The 20,892-nt window shown below is 71.4% G+C and carries 15 protein-coding genes; 12 read left to right on the top strand and 3 right to left on the bottom strand.

The features are described from left to right. Positions 1 to 113 precede the first annotated feature (113 nt). The 5 genes from AC0699_RS11445 (at position 114) to AC0699_RS11425 (ending at position 7,216) form a co-directional block, all read left to right on the top strand. Positions 114 to 917: a HEAT repeat domain-containing protein gene (locus tag AC0699_RS11445; protein ID WP_478658534.1), complete on the top strand. Its 804-nt coding sequence runs from the start codon at positions 114 to 116 to the stop codon at positions 915 to 917. Between the two features lie 73 nt (positions 918 to 990). Beyond that, positions 991 to 1,869 (top strand): oxygenase MpaB family protein, encoded by an 879-nt coding sequence (locus tag AC0699_RS11440; protein WP_478658532.1) that lies wholly within the window; start codon positions 991 to 993, stop codon positions 1,867 to 1,869. A gap of 26 nt (positions 1,870 to 1,895) precedes the next feature. Then, positions 1,896 to 4,127: a serine/threonine-protein kinase gene (locus AC0699_RS11435; protein WP_478658530.1), complete on the top strand. Its 2,232-nt coding sequence runs from the start codon at positions 1,896 to 1,898 to the stop codon at positions 4,125 to 4,127. 82 nt (positions 4,128 to 4,209) lie between these two features. Beyond that, on the top strand, positions 4,210 to 5,547 hold the full coding sequence (locus AC0699_RS11430; protein WP_478658527.1) for a DUF2252 domain-containing protein: 1,338 nt from the start codon (positions 4,210 to 4,212) through the stop codon (positions 5,545 to 5,547). 103 nt (positions 5,548 to 5,650) lie between these two features. Continuing rightward, positions 5,651 to 7,216 (top strand): phytoene desaturase family protein, encoded by a 1,566-nt coding sequence (locus AC0699_RS11425; protein WP_478658524.1) that lies wholly within the window; start codon positions 5,651 to 5,653, stop codon positions 7,214 to 7,216. Positions 7,217 to 7,357: 141 nt separating this feature from the next. Here the strand turns inward: AC0699_RS11425 and AC0699_RS11420 are convergent, their stop codons facing one another. Beyond that, positions 7,358 to 9,175, bottom strand: coding sequence for a serine hydrolase domain-containing protein (locus AC0699_RS11420; protein ID WP_478658522.1), 1,818 nt, complete (start codon positions 9,173 to 9,175; stop codon positions 7,358 to 7,360). A 162-nt stretch (positions 9,176 to 9,337) separates the two neighbouring features. Here AC0699_RS11420 and AC0699_RS11415 point away from each other — a divergent pair, with 162 nt between their 5' ends. Beyond that, positions 9,338 to 10,447, top strand: a complete 1,110-nt coding sequence (locus AC0699_RS11415; protein WP_478658520.1) for an NAD(P)H-dependent flavin oxidoreductase — start codon at positions 9,338 to 9,340, stop codon at positions 10,445 to 10,447. Further along, the gene (locus tag AC0699_RS11410) at positions 10,444 to 11,997 is read left to right on the top strand and encodes an acyl-CoA synthetase (protein ID WP_478658517.1); all 1,554 of its coding nucleotides are present in this window, start codon (positions 10,444 to 10,446) and stop codon (positions 11,995 to 11,997) included. Before AC0699_RS11415 ends, AC0699_RS11410 begins: the two co-directional genes overlap by 4 nt. Before the next feature lie 267 nt (positions 11,998 to 12,264). Here the strand turns inward: AC0699_RS11410 and AC0699_RS11405 are convergent, their stop codons facing one another. Next, positions 12,265 to 14,625, bottom strand: coding sequence for a penicillin acylase family protein (locus tag AC0699_RS11405; RefSeq protein WP_478658515.1), 2,361 nt, complete (start codon positions 14,623 to 14,625; stop codon positions 12,265 to 12,267). Between the two features lie 145 nt (positions 14,626 to 14,770). Here AC0699_RS11405 and AC0699_RS11400 point away from each other — a divergent pair, with 145 nt between their 5' ends. The 4 genes from AC0699_RS11400 (at position 14,771) to AC0699_RS11385 (ending at position 18,894) form a co-directional block, all read left to right on the top strand. Then, positions 14,771 to 16,270, top strand: a complete 1,500-nt coding sequence (locus AC0699_RS11400; RefSeq protein WP_478658512.1) for an acyl-CoA synthetase — start codon at positions 14,771 to 14,773, stop codon at positions 16,268 to 16,270. 164 nt (positions 16,271 to 16,434) lie between these two features. Then, positions 16,435 to 16,902 (top strand): MarR family winged helix-turn-helix transcriptional regulator, encoded by a 468-nt coding sequence (locus tag AC0699_RS11395; protein ID WP_478658509.1) that lies wholly within the window; start codon positions 16,435 to 16,437, stop codon positions 16,900 to 16,902. Positions 16,903 to 16,904: 2 nt separating this feature from the next. Next, complete coding sequence (locus tag AC0699_RS11390) at positions 16,905 to 17,393, top strand: hypothetical protein (protein ID WP_478658506.1); 489 nt, start codon at positions 16,905 to 16,907, stop codon at positions 17,391 to 17,393. A 397-nt stretch (positions 17,394 to 17,790) separates the two neighbouring features. Continuing rightward, a complete protein-coding gene (locus tag AC0699_RS11385; protein ID WP_478658504.1) occupies positions 17,791 to 18,894 on the top strand; it encodes an abortive infection protein in 1,104 nt (367 codons plus the stop codon). A 134-nt stretch (positions 18,895 to 19,028) separates the two neighbouring features. Here the strand turns inward: AC0699_RS11385 and paaK are convergent, their stop codons facing one another. Continuing rightward, the gene (paaK, locus tag AC0699_RS11380) at positions 19,029 to 20,390 is read right to left on the bottom strand and encodes a phenylacetate--CoA ligase PaaK (protein WP_478658502.1); all 1,362 of its coding nucleotides are present in this window, start codon (positions 20,388 to 20,390) and stop codon (positions 19,029 to 19,031) included. A gap of 169 nt (positions 20,391 to 20,559) precedes the next feature. On the opposite strand from paaK, the gene AC0699_RS11375 reads away from it, so the two are divergent. Further along, complete coding sequence (locus tag AC0699_RS11375) at positions 20,560 to 20,772, top strand: hypothetical protein (RefSeq protein ID WP_478658500.1); 213 nt, start codon at positions 20,560 to 20,562, stop codon at positions 20,770 to 20,772. Positions 20,773 to 20,892 lie beyond the last annotated feature (120 nt).

The raw sequence follows: 20,892 nt of genomic DNA, 5'->3' as shown, positions 1-20,892 counted from the left end.
CAAGCCATCCCCACCACCCACTGCGGTAGTCACACTCGTTCCACCCACCAAACCAACCAGCAAACGCCAGAAAAGCACCTAAATCACCGGTATTGGGCCTAGCATGCCAAGCCATGGCGATGTTCGTGCACTTGACGTCAGCGGCCAACGCGCCGCGCATCCGGCGGTCCGGGATCCGCGCGGCCGGCCACGGACAGGGTGGTGCGCGCGGGGTGTACTGCTTCCCGGTGCTGCCGTCGTACACCCTCACCCACCAATGGCTGCGCGAGCTGGCCCGTTCCGGCAGCCGGGGAGGGCTCGTGGCCGTCCACGTGCGGCTGGACGACGCTCAGCACGTGCTGGTCGGACGCTATACGGACCGCGCGCGGGAGGCCCAGGCCACTGTCACCGCTGCCGAGGCGGTGCGACGGATCGCGGCCCTGGAAGACCCGCGAGGCTGGGAGGTGTTCGTACCCCGGGCGATCCGGCCGCGCGAAGTGCACCGTATCCGCACCGCGCCGCAGGTGGCGGGCTGGCGGTACCTGCCGGACGCGCACGGGACCCGCCCCTGCACCTGCTTCGGGTGCCGGGTGCGCGGCGGGTACGGGGCGCGGCGCCTGCTCGAGCGGTTGCCGCATCCACTGGACGGTCCGCCGCCGCCGGCCAGGGTGCTGCTCGCCAGGGTCGCGGCGACCGGTGACCCGGGAGACCCGGCCGTGCTGCGGGAGGTGCTGCACTGGTTCGGGATGCGCCGGCGGGGCCCGCTCGACCGGCTGACCCACCTCCGCGCCCACCCCGACCCCAAGGTGCGGGAGGAGCTGGTGTGGGCGGTTGCCCACTGGTCCACCCCTGGGGTCCCCGAGCTGCTGGACAGCCTCGCCGACGACCCGGACCCGGACGTCCGCGAGGCGGTGGAAGCGGTCCGGGAACCGCCGTGACCGGGCAAGGCCGACGCGAAATCCTGGGCACAACGGGTACGGCGTCGACCGGGTAGGGCGTTAACGTCGGAGCATGAGCGTGGACCCCTCGGACCGCGACCCCGGCCTCTTCGGCCCCGAATCGGTCACCTGGCAGATGCACGGCGACCCGATGATGTGGGTCGCCGGAGTGCGGGCGCTCTACCTCCAGGCCCTGCATCCCCGGGCGGTCCGCGGCGTCATGATCAACAGTACTGCGTTCGACAGGGAGAGGGGCCGGCGTGACGCCTGGGGCCGCCTCATGCGCACGGCGAACTTCGTCGGCACCGTCACCTACGGCACCGCCGGAGCCGCCGAGGAGGCCGGCGCCCGGGTCCGCAGGATCCACCGGCTGCTGGGCGTGGACGAGCCGGATCTGCTGCTGTGGGTGCACTGCGCCGAGGTGGACTCGTACCTGAGCGTCCTGCGCCGCTCCGGCTTCCCGCTCAGTGACGTCCAAGCCGACCGGTACATCGACGAGCACCGGGTCAGCGCCCGGCTCGTCGGTCTCGACCCCGCCCAAGTGCCCGCCACCACAAGGGAGCTCGCCGCCTACTTCACGGCCGTACGACCCGGGCTCGAAGCCGGCGCGGACGCCCGGACCGTCGACGACTTTCTGCGCCGCCCGCCCATCCACACCCTTCTCGTCCCGGCGCGCGAACTGCTCTGGCGGCGCGTGGCGGCGCTCGCCTACAACGCCCTGCCCCCTTACGCCCACGGGCTGTACGGCAGACCGGCACCGCCGCCCGACCGGGTCACCCACCAGCTCACCGCCACCGGCAACGCCCTGCGCTGCATTCCCGCGCGGGTCCGATGGCAGCTGCCGCCAGGTCACATCTTGAAGGCAATGGCGCGACTCGGCCCCGGCAGCAGGCCCGCCCCGTACAAACTCCGCAGACAGGCGGCCATACTGGACGGGCCGGGGAGGGCGTAGCGAAGCGACGGGGGCGACAGCACGCGATGGCGGACACCAGGCTGATCCAGGGCCGGTACCGGCTGCTGGATCTGATCGGTCGCGGCGGCATGGGCGAGGTGTGGCAGGCCCGCGACGAGTCACTGGGCCGGCGTGTCGCGGTCAAGTGCCTCAAACCTCTGGGGCCGCAGCACGACCAGTCCTTCACCGGTGTGCTGCGTGAACGCTTCCGCCGAGAGGCCCGGGTCGCCGCCGCGCTGCAGCACCGCGGAGTCACCGTCGTCCATGACTTCGGCGAGTACGAGGGCGTGCTCTATCTGGTGATGGAGCTGCTGGACGGCCGCAACCTCAGCCAGCTGCTGGAGGACAACAAGCAGCACCCGCTGTCCGTGCCCGACATCGTCGACATCGCGGAGCAGGTCGCCGACGCACTCGCCTACACCCATGAACAGGGCATCGTCCACCGCGACCTCAAGCCCGCCAACATCATGCGGCTCACGGACGGCACGGTGAAGATCTGCGACTTCGGCATCGCCCGTCTCGCCCACGACATCGGCTTCACCTCGCGGCTCACCGGCACCGGCATCGCCATGGGCACCCCGCACTACATGTCGCCCGAGCAGATCAGCGGCGGCGATGTCGACCACCGCAGCGACCTCTACTCGCTGGGCTGTGTGCTGTACGAGATCGCCACCGGCGTTCCGCCGTTCGACCTCGACGACGCCTGGGCCATCCTCGTCGGACACCGCGACACGCCGCCCGAGCCGCCCCGTACCCACCGCGTGGAACTGCCCGGTTTCATCGACCGGATCGTCCTCGACCTGCTCGCCAAGACCCCCGACGGCAGGCCCGCCGACGCCAAGGACCTGCGCCGCCGGATCACCGCCGCACGCGCCATGTCCACCCCCGTGATCCCGGCACCGGCCGAGCCGCAGACGCGGTCCTCCCGCGGCCGGCGGCTGCCTTCCTGGACCCGTGGCATGACCACCGGACACAAGGCCGTGGGCACCGCCACGCTCCGCCCCACCCCGCCCGACTACACCGCGGGCCTCACCGGCGAGTGGACCAGCGGAGTGGCGCTCCGGGGACCCGTACCGGTGCAGCTGCCCCGCCCCGAGCGCCCCACTCCGCCGCCCGAGCTGCTCGCCGTCCTCACCAGCCGGCACAACGCGGGTCTCAGCCTCGGCCGCCTCGGCCGCTGGGAGGAGGCCGGCGAGGTGCACCGCGCGGTCGCCACCGAGCGTGAGCACGCACTCGGACCCGACCATCCCGACACCCTCGCCAGCCGCTACGAGGTCGGCTTCACCCTCAGCAGGACCGGGCGCACGGCGGACGCGCTGCGGGAGTTCGGCCGCGTCGCCGAGGGCCGCGAGCGCACGATGGGCCCCGATCACCCGGAGACCCTGGCCGCCCGCCAGGAGACGGCGTACGTGCTCGGTCAGCTCGGCCGTCACTTCGAAGCGCACCAGGTCTACTCGGCGGTGCTCGACTCCCGGATGCGGACCGTGGGCGCCGACCATCCCGACACCCTGCGCTGTCGTCACAATCTCGCGTTCAACCTGAGCCGGCTCGGACGACTGGAGGACTCGTACCGGATGGCGTACGACGTCGCCGCGGCGCGCGCCCGCGTGCTCGGCGCGAGTCACCCGGACACGCTCGTCACCCGCTACGAAGTCGCCTACGCGCTCGGCCAGCTGGGCCGTTGGGCGGATGCCCTGCAGACGTACCGGGAGGTCGCGGCGGCCCGCTCCCAGGCGCTCGGTGCCGACCATCCCGACACGCTCTCGGCCCGCTACGAGGTGGGCATCAGCCTGGGCAGGCTCGGCCGCAGCGCCGAAGCCCTGGAGCTGTACCGGTCCCTCGTCGACGACCGCACCCGGGTGCACGGCCCCGCCGACCCGGAGACCCTCCGCGCGCGCCACGGTCTCGGCGTCAACCTGGGGCGGCTCGCCCGCTGGGAGGAGGCCCTGGCCGAGGCCCGCGACGTCTGCGCGATGCGTGAGCGGGTGCTGGGCCCCGACCACCCCGACACCCTCGTCAGCCGCCGGGAGGTCGCCGTCGGCCTCGGCTGGCTCGGCCGCTGGGCCGACGCCCTGGCCGTCTACCGCCAGGTCGCCGAGGCCCGCGAGCAGGTCCTGGGTGCCGACCATCCCGACGCCCTGGCCAGCCGCAACGACGAGGCGCACTGCCTGGAGCAGCTCGGCCGGGGCGGCGAGGCGGTCGAGCTGTACCGCCGGGTGGCGGCCCTGCGCCAGCAGCGCGGCACCCGCGGCCGCTGAGCCGGGCGGCACCGGCCCCGCCCTCACCCGAACGGTTCCACTGCGCCGACCGTGGCCCCGGGTCCGCGCGCACACTGGCACCATGACGGACCTCGCCGAACAGGTGCGGCGTGGCCGCACCGCACGCAAGCAGGTGCCCCGCTCATCGCACGGCCGCTGGATCCCCGCCGCGGACCGGCCGGAGCCCCTCGCCATCCTCGAGGAACAGGCCAGGACCCGGGAGCCGGACCTGGTACCGATCCGCTACGGCCGGATGCTCGCGTCCCCCTTCACCTATCTGCGCGGCGCGCCCGCCGTCATGGCCGCCGACCTCGCCCCGCACCCGCACACCGGACTCCTCGTCCAGCTCTGCGGCGACGCCCATCTGCTGAACTTCGGGGTCTTCGCCTCCCCGGAGCGCACGCTCCTCTTCGACGTCAACGACTTCGACGAGACGCTGCCCGGTCCCTTCGAATGGGACGTGAAGCGGCTCGTCGCCAGTGTCGCCGTGGCCGCGCGCGACAACGGACAGCCGGACGCGCAGGCCCGGCCGGCCGCGCAGGCGGCGGCCGAGTCGTACCGGCTGTCCATGCGCCGGCTCGCGGGCCTCGGAGAGCTCGACGTCTGGTACGAGCGGATCGCAGCCGAGGACCTCCGCCCCCTCGTGGCGAAGATCCGCCGCGCGCACTTCGAGGCCCAGCTGGCCAAGGCCCGCCGCCACACCAGCCTGCAGGCCATGGAGAAGCTGACCGCGAGCGTCGAGGGGCACCGGCGCATCGTCCAGGACCCGCCGCTGCTCGAAGCGGTCGACGTGATCGACGCGGCGGCCGTGCGGAAGATCCTCAGCGACTACCGCAGCACCCTGCCCGAGGACCGGCGGGCTCTGCTGGACCGGTTCCGGTTCGTCGAGGCGGCCCGCAAGGTCGTCGGAGTCGGCAGTGTGGGCACCCGCTGCTTCGTGGCGCTGTTGGTCGGCCGGGACCAGGACGACCCGCTCTTCCTGCAGATCAAGGAGGCCCAGCGGTCCGTCCTCGAACCCCATCTGCCGGCGTCGGCGTACCGCCACCAGGGCCAGCGCGTCGTCGCGGGCCAGCGGCTGCTCCAGGCGGCGAGCGACATCTTCCTCGGCTGGGTCACCGGCCCTCAGGGCCGCTACTTCTACTGGCGGCAGCTGCGCGACATGAAAGGCTCGGCGGACATCGCCGACATGACGCCGACGGTGTTGCGGGACTACGCCGCACTGTGCGGCAGGGCGCTCGCCCGCGCCCATGCCCGGTCCGGGGAGCGGATCGCCATCGCCGCGTATCTCGGCACGTCGGACAGGTTCGACCGGGCCATGGCCGACTTCGCCATGGCGTACGCCGACCGTACGGTCGCGGACCACGCGGCGCTCGAGGCGGCGGTCGCGTCCGGTGCGATCGACGCCACGACCGGGGTGTGACAAGCGATCTCGGCCGGGGTGTGCCAAGCGTTCCTGGCCGGGGTGTGCCGAGCGTTCCCGGCCGCCCTCTGGTCCGCGCGATCATCGCGTGTTACGAAGAGGCATGCCAGCAGCCTCTGCCGAAACGTTTACCCGGACCGTGTACGACGCCGTCATCGTGGGCGGCGGCCACAACGGACTGGTCGCCGCCGCCTACCTCGCCCGGGCCGGCCGCTCCGTCCTCGTTCTCGAGCGCCTCGGGAACACCGGGGGAGCGGCCATTTCCACCCGCCCCTTCGCCGGGGTCGACGCCCGGCTCTCGCGCTACTCGTACCTGGTGTCCTTGCTGCCCGACAAGATCGTCCGCGACCTGGGGCTGCGTTTCACCGTACGGAAGCGGACCGTCTCCTCCTACACGCCCACCGTGCGGGGCGGCCGTCCCACCGGCTTGCTCGTCGGCGGGGACCGCACGCGCGAGTCCTTCGCCGCACTCACCGGCTCCGGCCGCGAGTACGAGACCTGGGAGGCCTTCTACGGTACGACCCGGCGCGCGGCGGAACGGATCTTCCCGACGCTCACCGAGCCGCTGCCGACCCGTGCCGAGCTGCGGGACCGGGTCGCGGACGACGAGACGTGGCGGATGCTGTTCGAGGAACCGATCGGGGTCGCGATCGAGGAGCGGTTCTCCGACGATCTGGTCCGGGGCGTTGTGCTGACCGACGCGCTGATCGGCACCTTCGCCGACGCCCACGATCCATTGCTGCGTCAGAACCGCTGCTTCCTCTACCACGTCGTCGGCGGCGGCACCGGCGACTGGGACGTCCCGGTCGGAGGCATGGGAGCCCTCACCGACGCGCTCGCCGACGCGGCCCGCACGGCCGGCGCGGAGATCGTCACCGGCCATGAGGCGATCCGGATCGACACCGACGGCGGGACCGCCGAGGTCGTCTTCCGCACCGGCGACGGCGAAGGCGCCGTCGCCGCCCGAAAGGTCCTGGTGAACGCCTCGCCGCAGGCCCTGGCTGCCCTCCTCGGAGAGGAGCCCCCCGCCCCCGCGGAGGGCGCCCAGCTCAAGGTCAACATGCTGCTGCGCCGGCTGCCCCGCCTGCGCGACCACAGTGTCGACCCACGGCAGGCGTTCTCCGGCACCTTCCATATCGCCGAGGGATACGGACAGTTGGCGACCGCGTACGCCGAGGCCGCGGCCGGCCGGCTGCCGCAGGCCCCGCCGTCCGAGATCTACTGCCATTCCCTCACGGACCCGTCGATCCTCGGCCCCGAACTGGCCGCCCAGGGCTACCAGACCCTGACCCTCTTCGGCCTGCACACCCCCGCCCGCCTCTTCGCCGACAACCCCGACGCGGCCCGCGACGCCCTGCTGAAGGCCACCCTCGCCGAACTCGACGCCCATCTGGAAGAACCGATCACGGACTGCCTGGCCCTCGACGAGGCGGGGCAGCCCTGCATCGAGGCGAAGACCCCGCTCGATCTGGAACGCGATCTCCGGCTGCCCGGCGGACACATCTTCCACCGGGATCTGGCCTTCCCGTACGCGGACGAGTCGACCGGGCGCTGGGGTGTGGAGACCACCCACGCGAACGTCCTCCTCTGCGGCGCGGGCGCGGTGCGCGGCGGCGGTGTGAGCGGCATCCCCGGTCACAATGCGGCGATGGCGGTGCTGGGCCACTGAGTCGTGGGCCCGGGACTCCTGCCGGCCGTTCCGGGCGTGACGCGTGGAGCGGCCGGGCCGGAGTTTCAGGCATGATCATCGCGCTGCCTGGGCACGCCCGATACGTGCGAGGCGGTTCCCGGGCCGGGAACGGGGGCGCGTTCAGTCCGCGGACGCCGTCCAGCCCACCGCCTCGATGCGGTCCGCATCGCCGGGACGCCGCTCGTCGAAGAGCACGCGGCCGCCGTCCTCGACCCGGAGGCCGTCCACGTACACACCGCGGCCCACATAGAGCTTGTCCGTCGTGTACCGCCAGCGCAGCCGGACCGGCCGGGCCGCCCACGGGGCCAGTGGGGCCTCCAGGCGGTGCCAGGTGCGGCCGGACCAGCCGGTCGCGGAGCCCGAGGGGTGCGTTTCGGGCTGCCGCCCCTCGCGTACCGTCGTGAAGGGCACCGGTTCCCACGTGGCGCCGCCGTCCGCCGAGGCCTCCAGGAACACCTTGTCGGCGCCGGGCTCGGTGTCCCACCACAGGGAGCAGCGCAGCCGGGCGCGGTCGGAGGACGGGCCGAGCGCGGGCAGGGCGAGGGTCGCGGTCGTGGCGCCGGCCATGCCGGAGAACCAGGCGGTGCGGCCACGGTCGGGACGTACGGCGACGGCGCGGGCCATGTTGTTGGCGGCGGCGACCCGCGGGGCGCTGCCGGAACGCCAACTGCGCACCGGATGCACAGAGTTGCCGAGTACCACGAGGAACGAGTCGGTCGACGGGTCGAGGACCAGGCTCGTGCCGGTGAATCCGGTGTGTCCAGCCGTGCGCGGAGTGGCCATCGCGCCCATGTACCAGTGCTGGTTGAGCTCGAATCCGAGCCCGTGCTCGTCACCGGGGAACGTCGTGTTGAAGTCGGTGAACATCAGCTCCACGGACTCGTCGGAGAGGATCCGGGCCCGTCCGTAGGCTCCGCCGTTGAGCAGTGTCCGGGCGAGCACGGCCAGGTCCCAGGCGCAGGAGAACACACCCGCGTGTCCCGCGACCCCGCCGAACCCGTACGCGTTCTCGTCGTGCACCTCGCCCCACACCAGGCCCCGGTTCAGCCCCGACCACGGCAGCCGGGCGTCCTCGGTCGCGGCGGTCTTCGGCCGCCAGGAGGGCGGTGGGTTGAAACGTGTGCGGTGCATCCCGAGCGGAGCGGTGATCTCGTCGTGGAGCAGTGCATCCAGCCCGTGACCGGTGATCTCCTCCAGGATCAGCTGAAGCGAGATCAGATTGAGGTCGGAGTACAGGTACTTGCTGCCGGGCGGATTCGCCGGAGCCTCGTTCCACAGCAGCCGCAGCTGCCCCTCCCGCGTCGGTTCCTTGTACAGCGGGATCCACGCCCGGAATCCCGACGTGTGCGTGAGCAACTGCCGTACGGTGATGTCCTGTTTGCCCGCGGCCCCGAACTCCGGGAGATACGCCGCGACCCTCTCCTCCAGCTCCAGCGCGCCGCGCTCGATCTGCTGCACGGCGAGGATCGACGTGAACAGCTTGGAGACGGAGGCGAGGTCGAAGACGGTGTCCCCGGCCATCGGGATCTGCCGCTCGGCGGGGAACTCCACCCCCGTGTCGGTCTTCTCGTCGTACGCCGCGTACCGCACCGCCTTGCCGATCGGACGGTGCAGGGCGACCGTCCCGCCCCGGCCCGCGAGCAGCACCGCTCCCGCGTACCAGGGGTGCTTGGGGGAGGGGGAGAGATACTTCTCGGCGTCCGTGACCAGCTGGTCGAGGTGCGCGGCGATGAGCCCGGCCCGCTCGGGGGAGCCGCGCCGCAGGGTCGTGCGCCCGTGACGGGGTCCTGGTTCCGCCGCGGCCGCGCCGCCCGGAAGCGGTCCGATCACCTGGGGGTACCTCCCATGCGCAGCTATGGGGGAGCCCATCCCCAGTGCCAGCACCCCGCCGCCCAGCCTGCGGCGGCTTATCCCTCTGCTCGCCGAGTCCTCTGCCATGTCCCAGCCTCCCTGAAAGAATCCTTCGGGCTTGCGTGCAACACGTGAAACTTTCTTACAGGGGTGAGGGGGCGTCATGACAACCCCCGACCCACCCAAGAATCTGACACTGCATCAGAAAATCTCTTCCCTCGGCCGTTCCGCTGCGGCATCCTGCCGCCCATGGAGACGGAGCTGAGCAAGAAACTGGGAGTCGAGCACGCCATCTTCGGCTTCACGCCGTTCCCCGCTGTCGCCGCCGCCATCACCCGGGCGGGCGGGCTCGGGGTGCTCGGCGCGGTCCGCTACACCGCCCCCGACGACCTCAAACGCGATCTCGACTGGATGCAGGACCACACCGGCGGAAAGCCGTACGGCCTCGATGTCGTCATGCCCGCCAAGAAGGTCGAGGGCGTCACCGAGGCCGATGTCGAGGCGATGATCCCGGAAGGCCACCGCCGGTTCGTCGAGGAGACCCTCGCCAAGCACGGCGTCCCCGCTCTCCCCGAGGGCGAGGCGTCGGGCTGGCGCATCACCGGCTGGATGGAACAGGTCGCCCGCAGCCAGCTCGACGTCGCCTTCGACTACCCCATCAAGCTCCTCGCCAACGCCCTCGGCTCCCCGCCCCGCGACGTCGTCCAGCGCGCCCACGACCACGGTGTCCTCGTCGCCGCCCTCGCCGGCAGCGCCAAGCATGCCCGCCGCCACGCCGAGGCGGGCATCGACATCGTCGTCGCCCAGGGCTACGAGGCCGGCGGCCACACCGGCGAGATCGCCTCCATGGTGCTCACACCCGAGGCAGTCGACGCCGTCGCACCTGTGCCCGTACTCGCCGCCGGCGGCATCGGCAGTGGCGAACAGATCGCCGCGGGGCTCGCCCTCGGCGCCCAGGGCGTCTGGCTCGGCTCGATCTGGCTCACCACCACCGAGGCCGAACTCCACTCCCGCGCCCTCACCGAGAAGCTCCTCGCCGCCGGCTCCGGCGACACCGTCCGCTCCCGCGCCCTGACCGGCAAGCCCGCCCGCCAGCTGCGCACCGAATGGACCGACGCCTGGGACGACGCGGCCGGCCCCGGCACCCTGCCCATGCCGCTCCAGGGTCTGCTCGTCGCCGAGGCCGTCTCCCGGATCCAGAAGTACGAGATCGAACCCCTCCTCGGCACCCCCGTCGGCCAGATCGTCGGCCGCATGAACTCCGAACGCAGCGTCCAACAGGTCTTCGACGACCTCACCCGCGGCTTCGAGCGCGCCGTGGACCGCATCAACCGGATCGCCGGAAGGAGCAAGTCGTGAGTGAGCAGCGGCCCAACGGCTTCTGGGCCCAGGCGGCCGCCGACCCCGGCCGTGCGGTCCTGATCGCACCCGACGGCGAGGAATGGACCGCCGGCCGGCTGCACGCCGACGTCAACCGGCTCGTCCACGGGCTGCGCGCGGCAGGGCTGGAACGGGGTGACGCCTTCGCCGTCGTCCTCCCCAACGGCGTCGAGTTCTTCACCGCGTATCTCGCCGCATCCCAGGCCGGGTTCTATCTCGTTCCCGTCAACCATCATCTCGTCGGACCCGAGATCGCCTGGATCGTCGCCGACTCCGGGGCCAAGGTGCTCATCGCGCACGAACGGTTCGCCGCCGCGGCGACCGCCGCCGCCGACGAGGCGGGGCTCCCCGCGAGCCACCGGCATGCGGTCGGGAACATTCCGGGGTTCCGTCCGTACGCCGAACTCCTGGACGGCCGGAGCGGGTCGGCGCCCGACGGCCGGACCCTCGGCTGGGTCATGAACTACACTTCCGGCACCACCGGCCGTCCGCGCGGCATCCGCCGCCCGCTGCCCGGGAAGCTCCCCGAGGAGACCTACCTCGGCGGCTTCCTCGGCATCTTCGGCATCAAGCCCTTCGACGACAACGTGCATCTCGTCTGCTCGCCGCTCTACCACACCGCCGTGCTGCAGTTCGCGGGCGCGTCCCTGCACATCGGCCATCGACTGGTGCTCATGGACAAATGGTCGCCCGAGGAGATGCTGCGGCTGATCGACGCCCACGCCTGCACGCACACGCACATGGTCCCCACCCAGTTCCACCGGCTGCTTTCCCTGCCGCAGGACGTACGGAGCCGGTACGACGTCACCTCCATGCGGCACGCCATCCACGGCGCCGCGCCCTGCCCGGACCACGTCAAACGGGCGATGATCGAGTGGTGGGGGAACTGCGTCGAGGAGTACTACGCGGCCAGCGAGGGCGGCGGTGCCTTCGCCACCGCCGAGGACTGGCTCAAGAAGCCCGGCACGGTCGGCAAGGCATGGCCGATCAGCGAACTCGCGGTATTCGACGACGACGGCAACCGGCTTCCGCCCGGCGAACTCGGCACCGTCTACATGAAGATGTCGACCGGCGGCTTCAGCTATCACAAGGACGAGGCCAAGACGCGCAAGAACCGCATCGGTGACTTCTTCACCGTCGGTGACCTCGGGGTCCTGGACGAGGACGGCTATCTCTTCCTCCGCGACCGCAAGATCGACATGATCATCTCGGGTGGTGTCAACATCTACCCCGCCGAGATCGAGGCCGCGCTACTCACCCACCCCGCGGTCGCCGACGCCGCGGCCTTCGGCATCCCGCACAGTGACTGGGGGGAGGAGGTCAAAGCCGTCGTCGAACCGGCCGAAGGCCAGACCCCGGGCCCGGCGCTGGCGGCGGCGATCCTCGCCCACTGCGAGCGGCAACTGGCGGGCTACAAACGCCCCAAGAGCGTCGACTTCATCGACGCCATGCCCCGCGACCCCAACGGCAAGCTCTACAAGCGCCGCCTGCGGGAGCCGTACTGGGAGGGGCACGAGCGCCCGCTCTGACCGGCGCCCGCTCTGATCGGCGCCCGCACTGACCGGCGTGGGCCGGACCGGCGTCCGCGACCCAGGAGCGAGGGCAGCGGACCGTCGCCGCCCGGAGCCCCCGGCCGGCGGCGCCCTCACACACCGGCAGGTACGCCAGTGGCACCGGCGGGCCGGCCGGTGCCACCCGGCACGCCCTCACGGGCGGTAAGGGGCCCAGGCGGCAAGGCGGCGGGCGACGCCCGCGACCAGGGCGCGATCCCATCGGCGCAGTACCGCCCCGATCCTTCAACCCCTGACGCGTACCACCTTCAGCTGCGGCGAGCGCTGGATGTCCTTCTCGCAGAAGCGCGCCGTCACCCATCGCTCGTCCGCGTACAGCCCGGTCTGATCGCTGTAGTGCACAGACAGCGGGTTCGACGACTGGGAGTACGTGAGCAGCGTCCGGGCCACCGGACAGCGGCCGCCGTCCCAGCCGACCGCCTGGATGTGGCTGGAGCCGTGCGCCACCTCCGCGTACCCGCCGCCGGCCGGGTTCCACACCGCCTCGATCTTGTTCCAGACACCGAGCGACTCCGTGCCGCCGTGCACCGGGATGCGCTTGCCGTTGCGTACCACGAACTGGCTCGCGCCCAGAGGAGCGTCCAGTGCGATCCCGGCCGTACGCAGCTCGGCCACCGCGTCGGTCAGGGCCTTGGCGAAACCGGGCGAGGCCGTGTCGAGGGTGTGGGGCGTACGGACCGGGTCGGCCGCGGAGAAGGGCACCTTCCACAGCTCGGCCGCCGGGACCGTCCCCGTGAACTTCCGCCAGAAACGGTCGAACAGCAGTGCGCCGCGGCTGTCGGAGTTCACCGTACGGTCCCAGCCCGCCAGCGCTGCGCACGCCTCGGTGTCGCCCGGCAGCACCGCGGGGCAGGCCCTCACCACGTCCGCCGCGGCCAGATATCCGGCGGGCGCACGGTTCGCGAACTGCTGACGCTGGAGATCCGCGACCGTCAGCCCGCCCTTCGCCGCCATCGCCGCGACATCCTCGACCGCGCCGCGGGTGCGCAGCGAGCGGGGCGTGGCGATCGTGCCGAAGACCCGCTCGTAGCCGGTCAGCGGCCGGTCGGCGTTGGCGAGCCAGGCGCTGTCGTTCGAGTTCTCGGCGTACGGGGCGTCGCGCAGCACCGGCATCTTCGACGGTCCGAAGATCCCCGGCTGCACCGCGTCCGTGTCGCTGCCCGTCGCGCAGTCCGACCGCGCGCCGTCGAGTACGGCCACGCCCGAAGCCGGATAGGTCACCTTCCCGAGCGGGGTGGAACAGCGCTGCACCAGCTCGTCGGTGAGCCGAGGCAGCACCTGCGACTGCGTGAAGAGGGAGTGCCCGGAGGAGTCCGCCGCGATGGTGTTGATCCACGGAAGGCCCTGCGTGCGGCGCAGGGTCCGCAGGATGTCGTCGGTGGAGCGGGCCTTGCCGAAGCCCAGCGCGGTGTCGGAGCCGCGGAGGTTGGCCGCGTTCGGGTCGTTCAGGGCGTACGCGGTCGTCGCCGACCAGGGCAGTGGCAGCGAGGGGCCGAGAGAGGTGACGACCGGTCCGTACCGGGTCCACCACTGGGTGCGCGTGAGTGACGTACCGTCCTTGACCGGGACGGTGACGGTCCGCCGGGTCATGCGCTCCGGCTTTCCGTCCACGAGATACGCGGTCGGGTCGGCCGGATCCAGCGTCAGCTGATGCAGATTGAGCGTGACACCGGTCGCGACGGTGTGGCTCCAGGCCACCTTGTCGTTGAAGCCGATGTTGACCACGGCCGCGCCGAGCAGCGAGGCGCCCTGGACGTTCAGCTCGCCCGGGATGGTCTGCTGCGACTGCCAGAAGCGGCGGCCGCCCCGCCACGGGTAGTGCGGATTGCCGAGCAGCAGTCCGTGCCCGTTCGCCGTGGTGTCCCCGCTGAACGCGACCGCGTTGGAACCCATGTCGGCGCTCTCCGCGGCGAAGAGCTGGTGCGCCGCACGCGCGGTCGGGGCGGGGTCCGGCGCCGTACGAGAGGCCCCGGCACCGGGCGGCTGAGCGGCCGTGATGCCGTCGATGCCGCGCCCCTGCCCGCCCAGGACCGACACGGCGAAGCCGCGCCTGGCCACGTCGAGGGCGCTCACCGGACCCACCCATGCCGCTTCGGCGCAGGACGGATCGGTGATGTGGTTCTGCTTCAGCCAGGCGTTGTAGCCGGCTGCCCAGCCGCGCATCAGTTCCTTGACCTGCCGGCTCGGACCGGCCGGCGCGGGCGTGGCGAGCAGCTTCTCGACCGTGCCCGCGTCCCGTACACCCCGGAAGTAGAGATCGCTGGAGAGATTCCTCGTCGCGGACGACAGCGAACCGTCCGGCGGCCCGTCCGGGCCGAAGTACCGTGACCGCTCCCCGCGTACGGTCACGAAGCCGTCGGCCAGGGTGCACACCTGGTCGGCCGCCTGCGCCCAGCCGGTCCCGAAGCCCAGGTTCGCGTAGTCCTTCGCAAGGATGTGGGGTATGCCGTACTCGGTGTAGCGGATGACTGCGGACAGCCCGCCGCCCGCGGGGTGGTGCCGGACGGGCGAGTCGGCGACGGCAGCGGGCGGCACCGAAGCGGTGGCGGTGACCAGGGCGAGACCGGCCAGAACAAGGTGTCTCATACGGGTGCGGAAGAGCAACGTGCCTCCCAAAGTGACGGTGATGAACGCCAGTTGGTACATGCACGCAGCACGGCTCGCCCGATGTCAACATCCCGTTCGGTATCCGATGCTTGACCCCTGGCCCGTGGCCGCCCAGGATCCAGCCATGGCAGCCTTGGAGCGTCTCCTCAGCAGCACCGTCGACGGCGTCCTGCGCCGCAGCGCCCAGCGCACCCCCGACCGCATCGCGGTCCGCTACGCCGGCCGGTCCTGGACGTACGCGGAACTCGACGCGGCCGTCACCACCGCGGCCGCCGTACTGAGCGATCACGGTCTGAGCCAGTACGACCGGGTCGCCACCTACGGACACAACTCCGACGCCTATCTGATCGCCTTCCTGGCCTGCTCCCGTGCCGGGTTCGTTCACGTGCCCGTGAACCACAACCTGACCGGTGAGGATCTCGCGTACATCCTTCGCCAGTCCGGCAGTTCACTCGTTCTCGCCGACCCGGACCTCGCGGACCGCATCCCCGAGGGGTTCGCCGTACGGGCCCTGCGCGACACCGGCGACTCGCTCCTCACCGCGCTCGCCGATCCGCAGCCGTACGACACCGACCGCGACGCCCGCGATCTCGTACAGCTGCTGTACACCTCCGGAACCACCGCGCTGCCCAAGGGCGCGATGATGACCCACCGGGCGCTGGTGCACGAGTACGCGAGTGCGATCGAGGCCCTCGACCTCCGGCCGGACGACCGGCCCGTGCATTCGCTGCCGCTCTACCACTCCGCCCAGATGCATGTGTTCCTGTTGCCGTACCTCGCCGTCGGCGCGGAGAACACCATCCTCGACGGGCCGGACGCCGCACAGCTCTTCGACCTGGTGGAGGCGGGCCGCGCCGACAGTCTCTTCGCGCCGCCCACCGTCTGGATCGGACTGTCCAACCACCCCGACTTCGCCACCCGCGATCTGACCGCCCTGCGCAAGGCGTACTACGGGGCATCGATCATGCCGGTGCCGGTACTGGAGCGGCTGCGGGAGCGGCTGCCGGGGCTCGCCTTCTACAACTGCTTCGGTCAGAGCGAGATCGGGCCACTGGCCACCGTGCTCGGGCCCAAGGAGCACGAGGGGCGGATGGAATCGTGCGGGCGGCCCGTCCGCCACGTCGAGGCGAAGGTCGTCGACGAGGACGGAGAGGACGTCCCGGACGGCACCGCGGGGGAGATCGTCTACCGCTCACCGCAGCTGTGCGAGGGGTACTGGGACAAGCCCGAGGAGACCGAGGCGGCCTTCCGGGGCGGCTGGTTCCGCTCCGGTGACCTCGCCGTCCGCGACGGCGAGGGCTACTACACGATCGTCGACCGGGTGAAGGACGTCATCAACTCCGGGGGAGTGCTCGTCGCTTCACGCCAGGTCGAGGACGTCCTCTACGTACATCCGGCGGTCGCCGAGGCCGCCGTCATCGGACTGCCGGACGCCCACTGGATCGAGGCCGTCACCGCCGTCGTCGTACCGCGCGGCGAGGTGACGGAAGAGGAGATCCTGGCCCACGCGCGCGAGAACCTTGTCGGCTTCAAGACCCCGAAGCGGGTGCTGTTCGTGGACGAACTGCCGCGCAACGCCAGCGGGAAGATCCTCAAGCGGGAGCTGCGCGACCGGTTCGCGTGAGCCGGGACTCTCCCGCCGGCTCCCGCCCGCTCTCGTTCGTTCTCGTCGGCCTCGTCGGTTGCGCGGGGCTACGCCGGTTCCGCCGGTTCCGCGAGGCTCCGTGTATCGGAGGAGCAGCCCGCAGAAAGTAGCCATGTACATAGTGTCCATGTACTCTACTTCTCATGAGTGCGGCATCCGAGGGCCCCACGCCCGGTTTCCTGGTCTGGCGCCTGTCCATGAAATGGCGCGTCGCGGTGGACCGCGCGGTCGCACCGCTGGGCCTGACCCACGCTCAGTACTCCCTGCTGGCGTCCCTGTTGGGCATGCAGCGCTCGGGGCAGCGCCCCAGTCAGCGCCGCCTCGCCGACCACACCGGTCTCGAGCCGCTCTACGTCTCGAAACTCGCCCGCGCCCTGGAGTCCAGCGGTCTGATCGAGCGCACCCCGGACCCCGACGACACGCGGGCCGTGCAGCTGTCCCTCACCCCCACGGGGCGGGAGGTCACAGGCCGTGCGATCGACGTCGTACAGCGGCTCCTCGACCAGCTCCTCGAACCGCTCGGCGGCCTCGACGGCCCGCGTACCGAGGCGTTCGCCGCCGAGCTGACCGCCCTTCTCGACGTACCACTCGAAGCCTCTCCCAAGGAGTAGTCATGTCCACCACCCCGACCGTCAACGGACAGGTCATCGGCCAGGCCCACTACGCCACGCGTGCGGTCCTGGAGCGCGTCCTGGCCCGCACCGGTACCTCGTTCGAGCAGTCGGTGGTGCTGAACGCCACCGCCACCGCCACCGCCAGCGCCACCGCCGCCGTCGCGGTCGGCGAGGGCGATGCGGGCGAGGGCATCGAGCGCGCGCGGCTCGTCGACCGGATGACCGGCACCCTCAAGATCGACGAGGCGGCCGCCCTGGCCGTGATCGCCGAACTGACCTCCGCCCAGCTGCTGGAGACTACTCCCGGCGACGGCTCCGCCCTGCGCCTCACGGACGCCGGAGCATCACTGAACCGCACCATCCGCGCCTCCGTCGGTGAGATCACCGCCCGGCTGTACGCCGACATCCCGGCCGACGACCTGGCCGCGGCGGGCCGCGTACTGGCCGTCGTCACGGAGCGGGCGAACGCCGAGCTGACCGTGGGCTAGCGGGTGTCCGGTGGGTCAGGCCGGATCAGCGAGCGCCCGCCGTGAAGCGGCTGCTGAGCTGAAGCTCTGCGCGATGGACGATTTTCGGTCAAGCATCTATCCCGGCGGCCGGATCAGGTGCATCCTGTGCGCACGCCGCCCGCCCCGAGTCGGGCGGGGGCCACCTCCGTCCCTCCCGGCCTCCCCACGGGAGGGCGGACGCCTGCCGACGCGCCGTTCCCCTGTGCGTGGCGCCGGCCGCGCCATGGTCCGCACTTCAGGTGAGGCCACCGCCCGGCCCGCGCATGTTGCCTCCTCCGCGCCCGCGCCGAAGGTCGAGCGCGGCAGCGACTTCGGTCGACGGGTGCGAGTCCTTCGTCCGACGCGCTGCCGCCCGCACTCCGTACAGGCTGACGGCATGACACCAGCACCGATCGCCCGCCGGACCCTGCTCGCTGGCACCGCGGCCCTGGCCACCGCCTGCGCCGCCGACAACGCGCGTGGCCGTAAGACGTCCACCGACGCGGCGGCGTCGCCGCGGACCGCCGGATCGCTCACCTGCAAAGGCGTCAACTTCGATACGGACCGGGAGGTCTGGCGCACGGAGTATGTCCGCCGGGAGATCGCGGCCATCGAGGAGCAGCTGCACTGCAACGCGATCCTGCTGCTCGGCCACGACCTCGACCGGCTGACGGAGGCCGCATCGATCGCGGCCGCGCAGGGCCTGTTCGTCTGGTTCGAGCCGCGGCAGTTCGACAAGGACGCGAAGCAGACCCTGGCCTTCCTCGGCTCGGTGGCGCGCGCCGCCGAGCGGCTGCGCGCCCGACACCCCGGCGTGGGCATCGCGGTCGGCACCGAGCTGACCATCTTCATGTCCGGCCTGGTGCGGGGCAAGGACTACAACGAGCGCGGCCAGGCGCTGCGGCGCCCCGAGTCGGCCGGCTACCAGGAGCGGCTGAACGCCTTTCTGGACCGGGCACTGACGACCGTACGGCCGCTGTTCCAGGGGCGGGTCACGTACAGCTCGGGGGAGTGGGAGGAGGTCGACTGGCGCGGCTTCGACGTCGTGGGGGCCAATCTGTACCGGACCGCGGACAACAAGGCCACTTACATCAAGAAGGTGCGCGCCCTGCACCGGCACGGCAAGCCCGTCGTCATCACCGAGTTCGGCTGCTGCACCTTCACGGGGGCCAAGGAGCAGGGCGGCATGGGCTTCACGGCGGTGGACTGGGAGCGGGAACCGGCGGTGGTCAAGGACGGCTATGTGCGTAACGAGCAGGAACAGGCCGACGAAATAGGCGAGTTGCTGGACCTCTACGCGGCCGAGAAGGTGCACGGCGCGTTCGTCTACAACTTCATCGCCCCCGACTCGCCCTACTCCCCGCAGCGCCGCCACGACCTGGACATCGCCAGCTTCGCGCTGGCCAAGACCTTCCCCACCGGGACGCGGCGGGGCTACGCGGAGACCGGGCAGTGGGATCCCAAGCGGTCCTTCCACACGGTGGCGCGCCGGTTCCGGTGATACGTGCCGCCACCGGCGCCACGGGTGCCACGAGTGCCACGGGTGCTGCCGATGCCCGAGGAGCCGGGCCCAGGACGCGCCGGCACGGGAACCCCGGCTCGCGGCGGGGCTTCACCTGATCCACCGGACAGGTCCTAATCCCCCCGGTCCGCGTCGCGGAGGTCGACGATTCGCTTGATCTTGCCCACCGAGCGTTCCAGGGTCTCCGGGTCGACCACCTCCACCGCCACCGACACCCCGATCCCGTCCTTCACCGCTGCCGCGATTTCCCGCGCGGCGGCGGCCCGCCGCTCGGGCGACGCCGCGCCGCGCGCCTCGGCCCGTACCGTCAGCGCGTCCATCCGGCCCTCGCGGGTCAGCCGCAGCTGGAAGTGCGGGGCGACACCCGGCGTACGCAGCACGATCTCCTCGATCTGGGTGGGGAAGAGATTCACCCCACGCAGGATGATCATGTCGTCGCTGCGGCCGGTGACCTTCTCCATCCGCCGGAACACCCGCGCCGTCCCCGGCAGCAGTCGCGTCAGATCCCGGGTCCGGTACCGGATCACCGGCATCGCTTCCTTGGTGAGCGAGGTGAACACCAGCTCTCCCTCCTCCCCGTCCGGCAGCACCTCGCCCGTGAACGGATCCACGACCTCCGGGTAGAAGTGGTCCTCCCAGATGTGCAGGCCGTCCTTGGTCTCGACGCACTCCTGTGCCACGCCCGGACCGATCACCTCGGACAGCCCGTAGATGTCGACCGCGTCGATCGCGAACCGCTCCTCGATCTCGCGCCGCATCTCCTCGGTCCACGGCTCCGCGCCGAAGATCCCGACCTTGAGCGAGGTCGTCCGTGGATCGATGCCCTGCCGCTCGAACTCGTCCAGCAGCGTCAGCATGTACGAGGGTGTCACCATGATGATCTCGGGCCGGAAGTCCTGGATCAGCTGGACCTGTCGGGACGTCATCCCGCCCGACGCCGGGATGACCGTGCAGCCCAGCCTCTCCGCCCCGTAGTGCGCGCCGAGGCCGCCGGTGAACAGCCCGTATCCATAGGCCACATGAACCTTGTGCCCGGGCCGCCCGCCGGCCGCGCGGATCGAGCGGGCCACGACGTCCGCCCAGGTGTCGAGGTCGCGGTCGGTGTACCCGACGACCGTGGGACGCCCGGTCGTGCCACTGGAGGCGTGGATGCGCCGTACCCGCGACTGCTCCACCGCGAACATCCCGAACGGGTAGTGATCGCGCAGATCGGCCTTCGTGGTGAACGGAAAGCGCGCGAGATCGTCGAGCGAGCGGCAGTCCTCGGGTCGCAGCCCCGCCTTGTCGAACGACTCCCGGTAGAAGCTGACGTTCTCGTACGCATGGCGCAGGGTGGCCCGCAGCCGTTCCAGCTGCAGGGCCCGGAGCTCCTCGGGGCTCAGTCGCTCCCCGGCGTCCAGCAGATCCGCCCGGTCCGTGACATCCGTGACATCTGTGGCATCCGTGAGATGCGTGAGATCCGTCCTGTCCGTCATACGGAAGACTCCCGTGTCACCATCGCAAGTCGGGCGACCGATCATTCGGTCGAGCTGTCCGTGATCAGTAATCCAGCCACCCGCCCGGGCGTCAAGACCGGCGTCCTGACTTCGGTACGGCGCCGGTCCTCCCGGTCACGCCCGGATCCGTGGACGGTACAGTCGCCCCATGCCCAGACGGCTTCCCGATCCGGCGCCCGAGCCGGCGGTCACCGGCACAGAGATCACGCGGACCGACTGCAAACAGTGCGGAACCGAGGTGCACGGCATCGACGGCCGGTACTCGTGTCCCCTGTGCGGCTGGGTCAACCACTGGAGTGAGGGCCACAACCCCCTTCCGGAAGCCCACCAGGACCCGGACCATCCCGGGCCGCGGAAGTGAGCGACTCCCCGGAGTTTCTCCGGGGGTCTGTTCGTGCCCTGCGGGTTCATGCCCTGCGGGTTCTGCCCTGCGGGTTCATGCCCTGCGGGTTCCTGCCCGGGCGCGCGATCGCCTACGGCG

The organism is Streptomyces sp. NPDC043870 (genome assembly GCF_056435785.1).
This window is presented reverse-complemented; position numbering and strand designations above follow the sequence as displayed.

Bases quoted from the DNA above. Each gene is read 5' to 3' on its own strand.
- AC0699_RS11415 (WP_478658520.1), top strand. From the start codon at position 9,338: ATGGAGACGGAGCTGAGCAAGAAACTGGGAGTCGAGCACGCCATCTTC.
- AC0699_RS11400 (WP_478658512.1), top strand. From the start codon at position 14,771: ATGGCAGCCTTGGAGCGTCTCCTCAGCAGCACCGTCGACGGCGTCCTG.
- AC0699_RS11435 (WP_478658530.1), top strand. From the start codon at position 1,896: ATGGCGGACACCAGGCTGATCCAGGGCCGGTACCGGCTGCTGGATCTG.
- AC0699_RS11420 (WP_478658522.1), bottom strand. From the start codon at position 9,175: ATGGCAGAGGACTCGGCGAGCAGAGGGATAAGCCGCCGCAGGCTGGGC.
- AC0699_RS11390 (WP_478658506.1), top strand. From the start codon at position 16,905: ATGTCCACCACCCCGACCGTCAACGGACAGGTCATCGGCCAGGCCCAC.
- AC0699_RS11445 (WP_478658534.1), top strand. From the start codon at position 114: ATGGCGATGTTCGTGCACTTGACGTCAGCGGCCAACGCGCCGCGCATC.
- AC0699_RS11425 (WP_478658524.1), top strand. From the start codon at position 5,651: ATGCCAGCAGCCTCTGCCGAAACGTTTACCCGGACCGTGTACGACGCC.
- AC0699_RS11430 (WP_478658527.1), top strand. From the start codon at position 4,210: ATGACGGACCTCGCCGAACAGGTGCGGCGTGGCCGCACCGCACGCAAG.
- AC0699_RS11440 (WP_478658532.1), top strand. From the start codon at position 991: ATGAGCGTGGACCCCTCGGACCGCGACCCCGGCCTCTTCGGCCCCGAA.
- paaK (WP_478658502.1), bottom strand. From the start codon at position 20,390: ATGACGGACAGGACGGATCTCACGCATCTCACGGATGCCACAGATGTC.
- AC0699_RS11375 (WP_478658500.1), top strand. From the start codon at position 20,560: ATGCCCAGACGGCTTCCCGATCCGGCGCCCGAGCCGGCGGTCACCGGC.
- AC0699_RS11405 (WP_478658515.1), bottom strand. From the start codon at position 14,625: ATGAGACACCTTGTTCTGGCCGGTCTCGCCCTGGTCACCGCCACCGCT.
- AC0699_RS11395 (WP_478658509.1), top strand. From the start codon at position 16,435: ATGAGTGCGGCATCCGAGGGCCCCACGCCCGGTTTCCTGGTCTGGCGC.
- AC0699_RS11385 (WP_478658504.1), top strand. From the start codon at position 17,791: ATGACACCAGCACCGATCGCCCGCCGGACCCTGCTCGCTGGCACCGCG.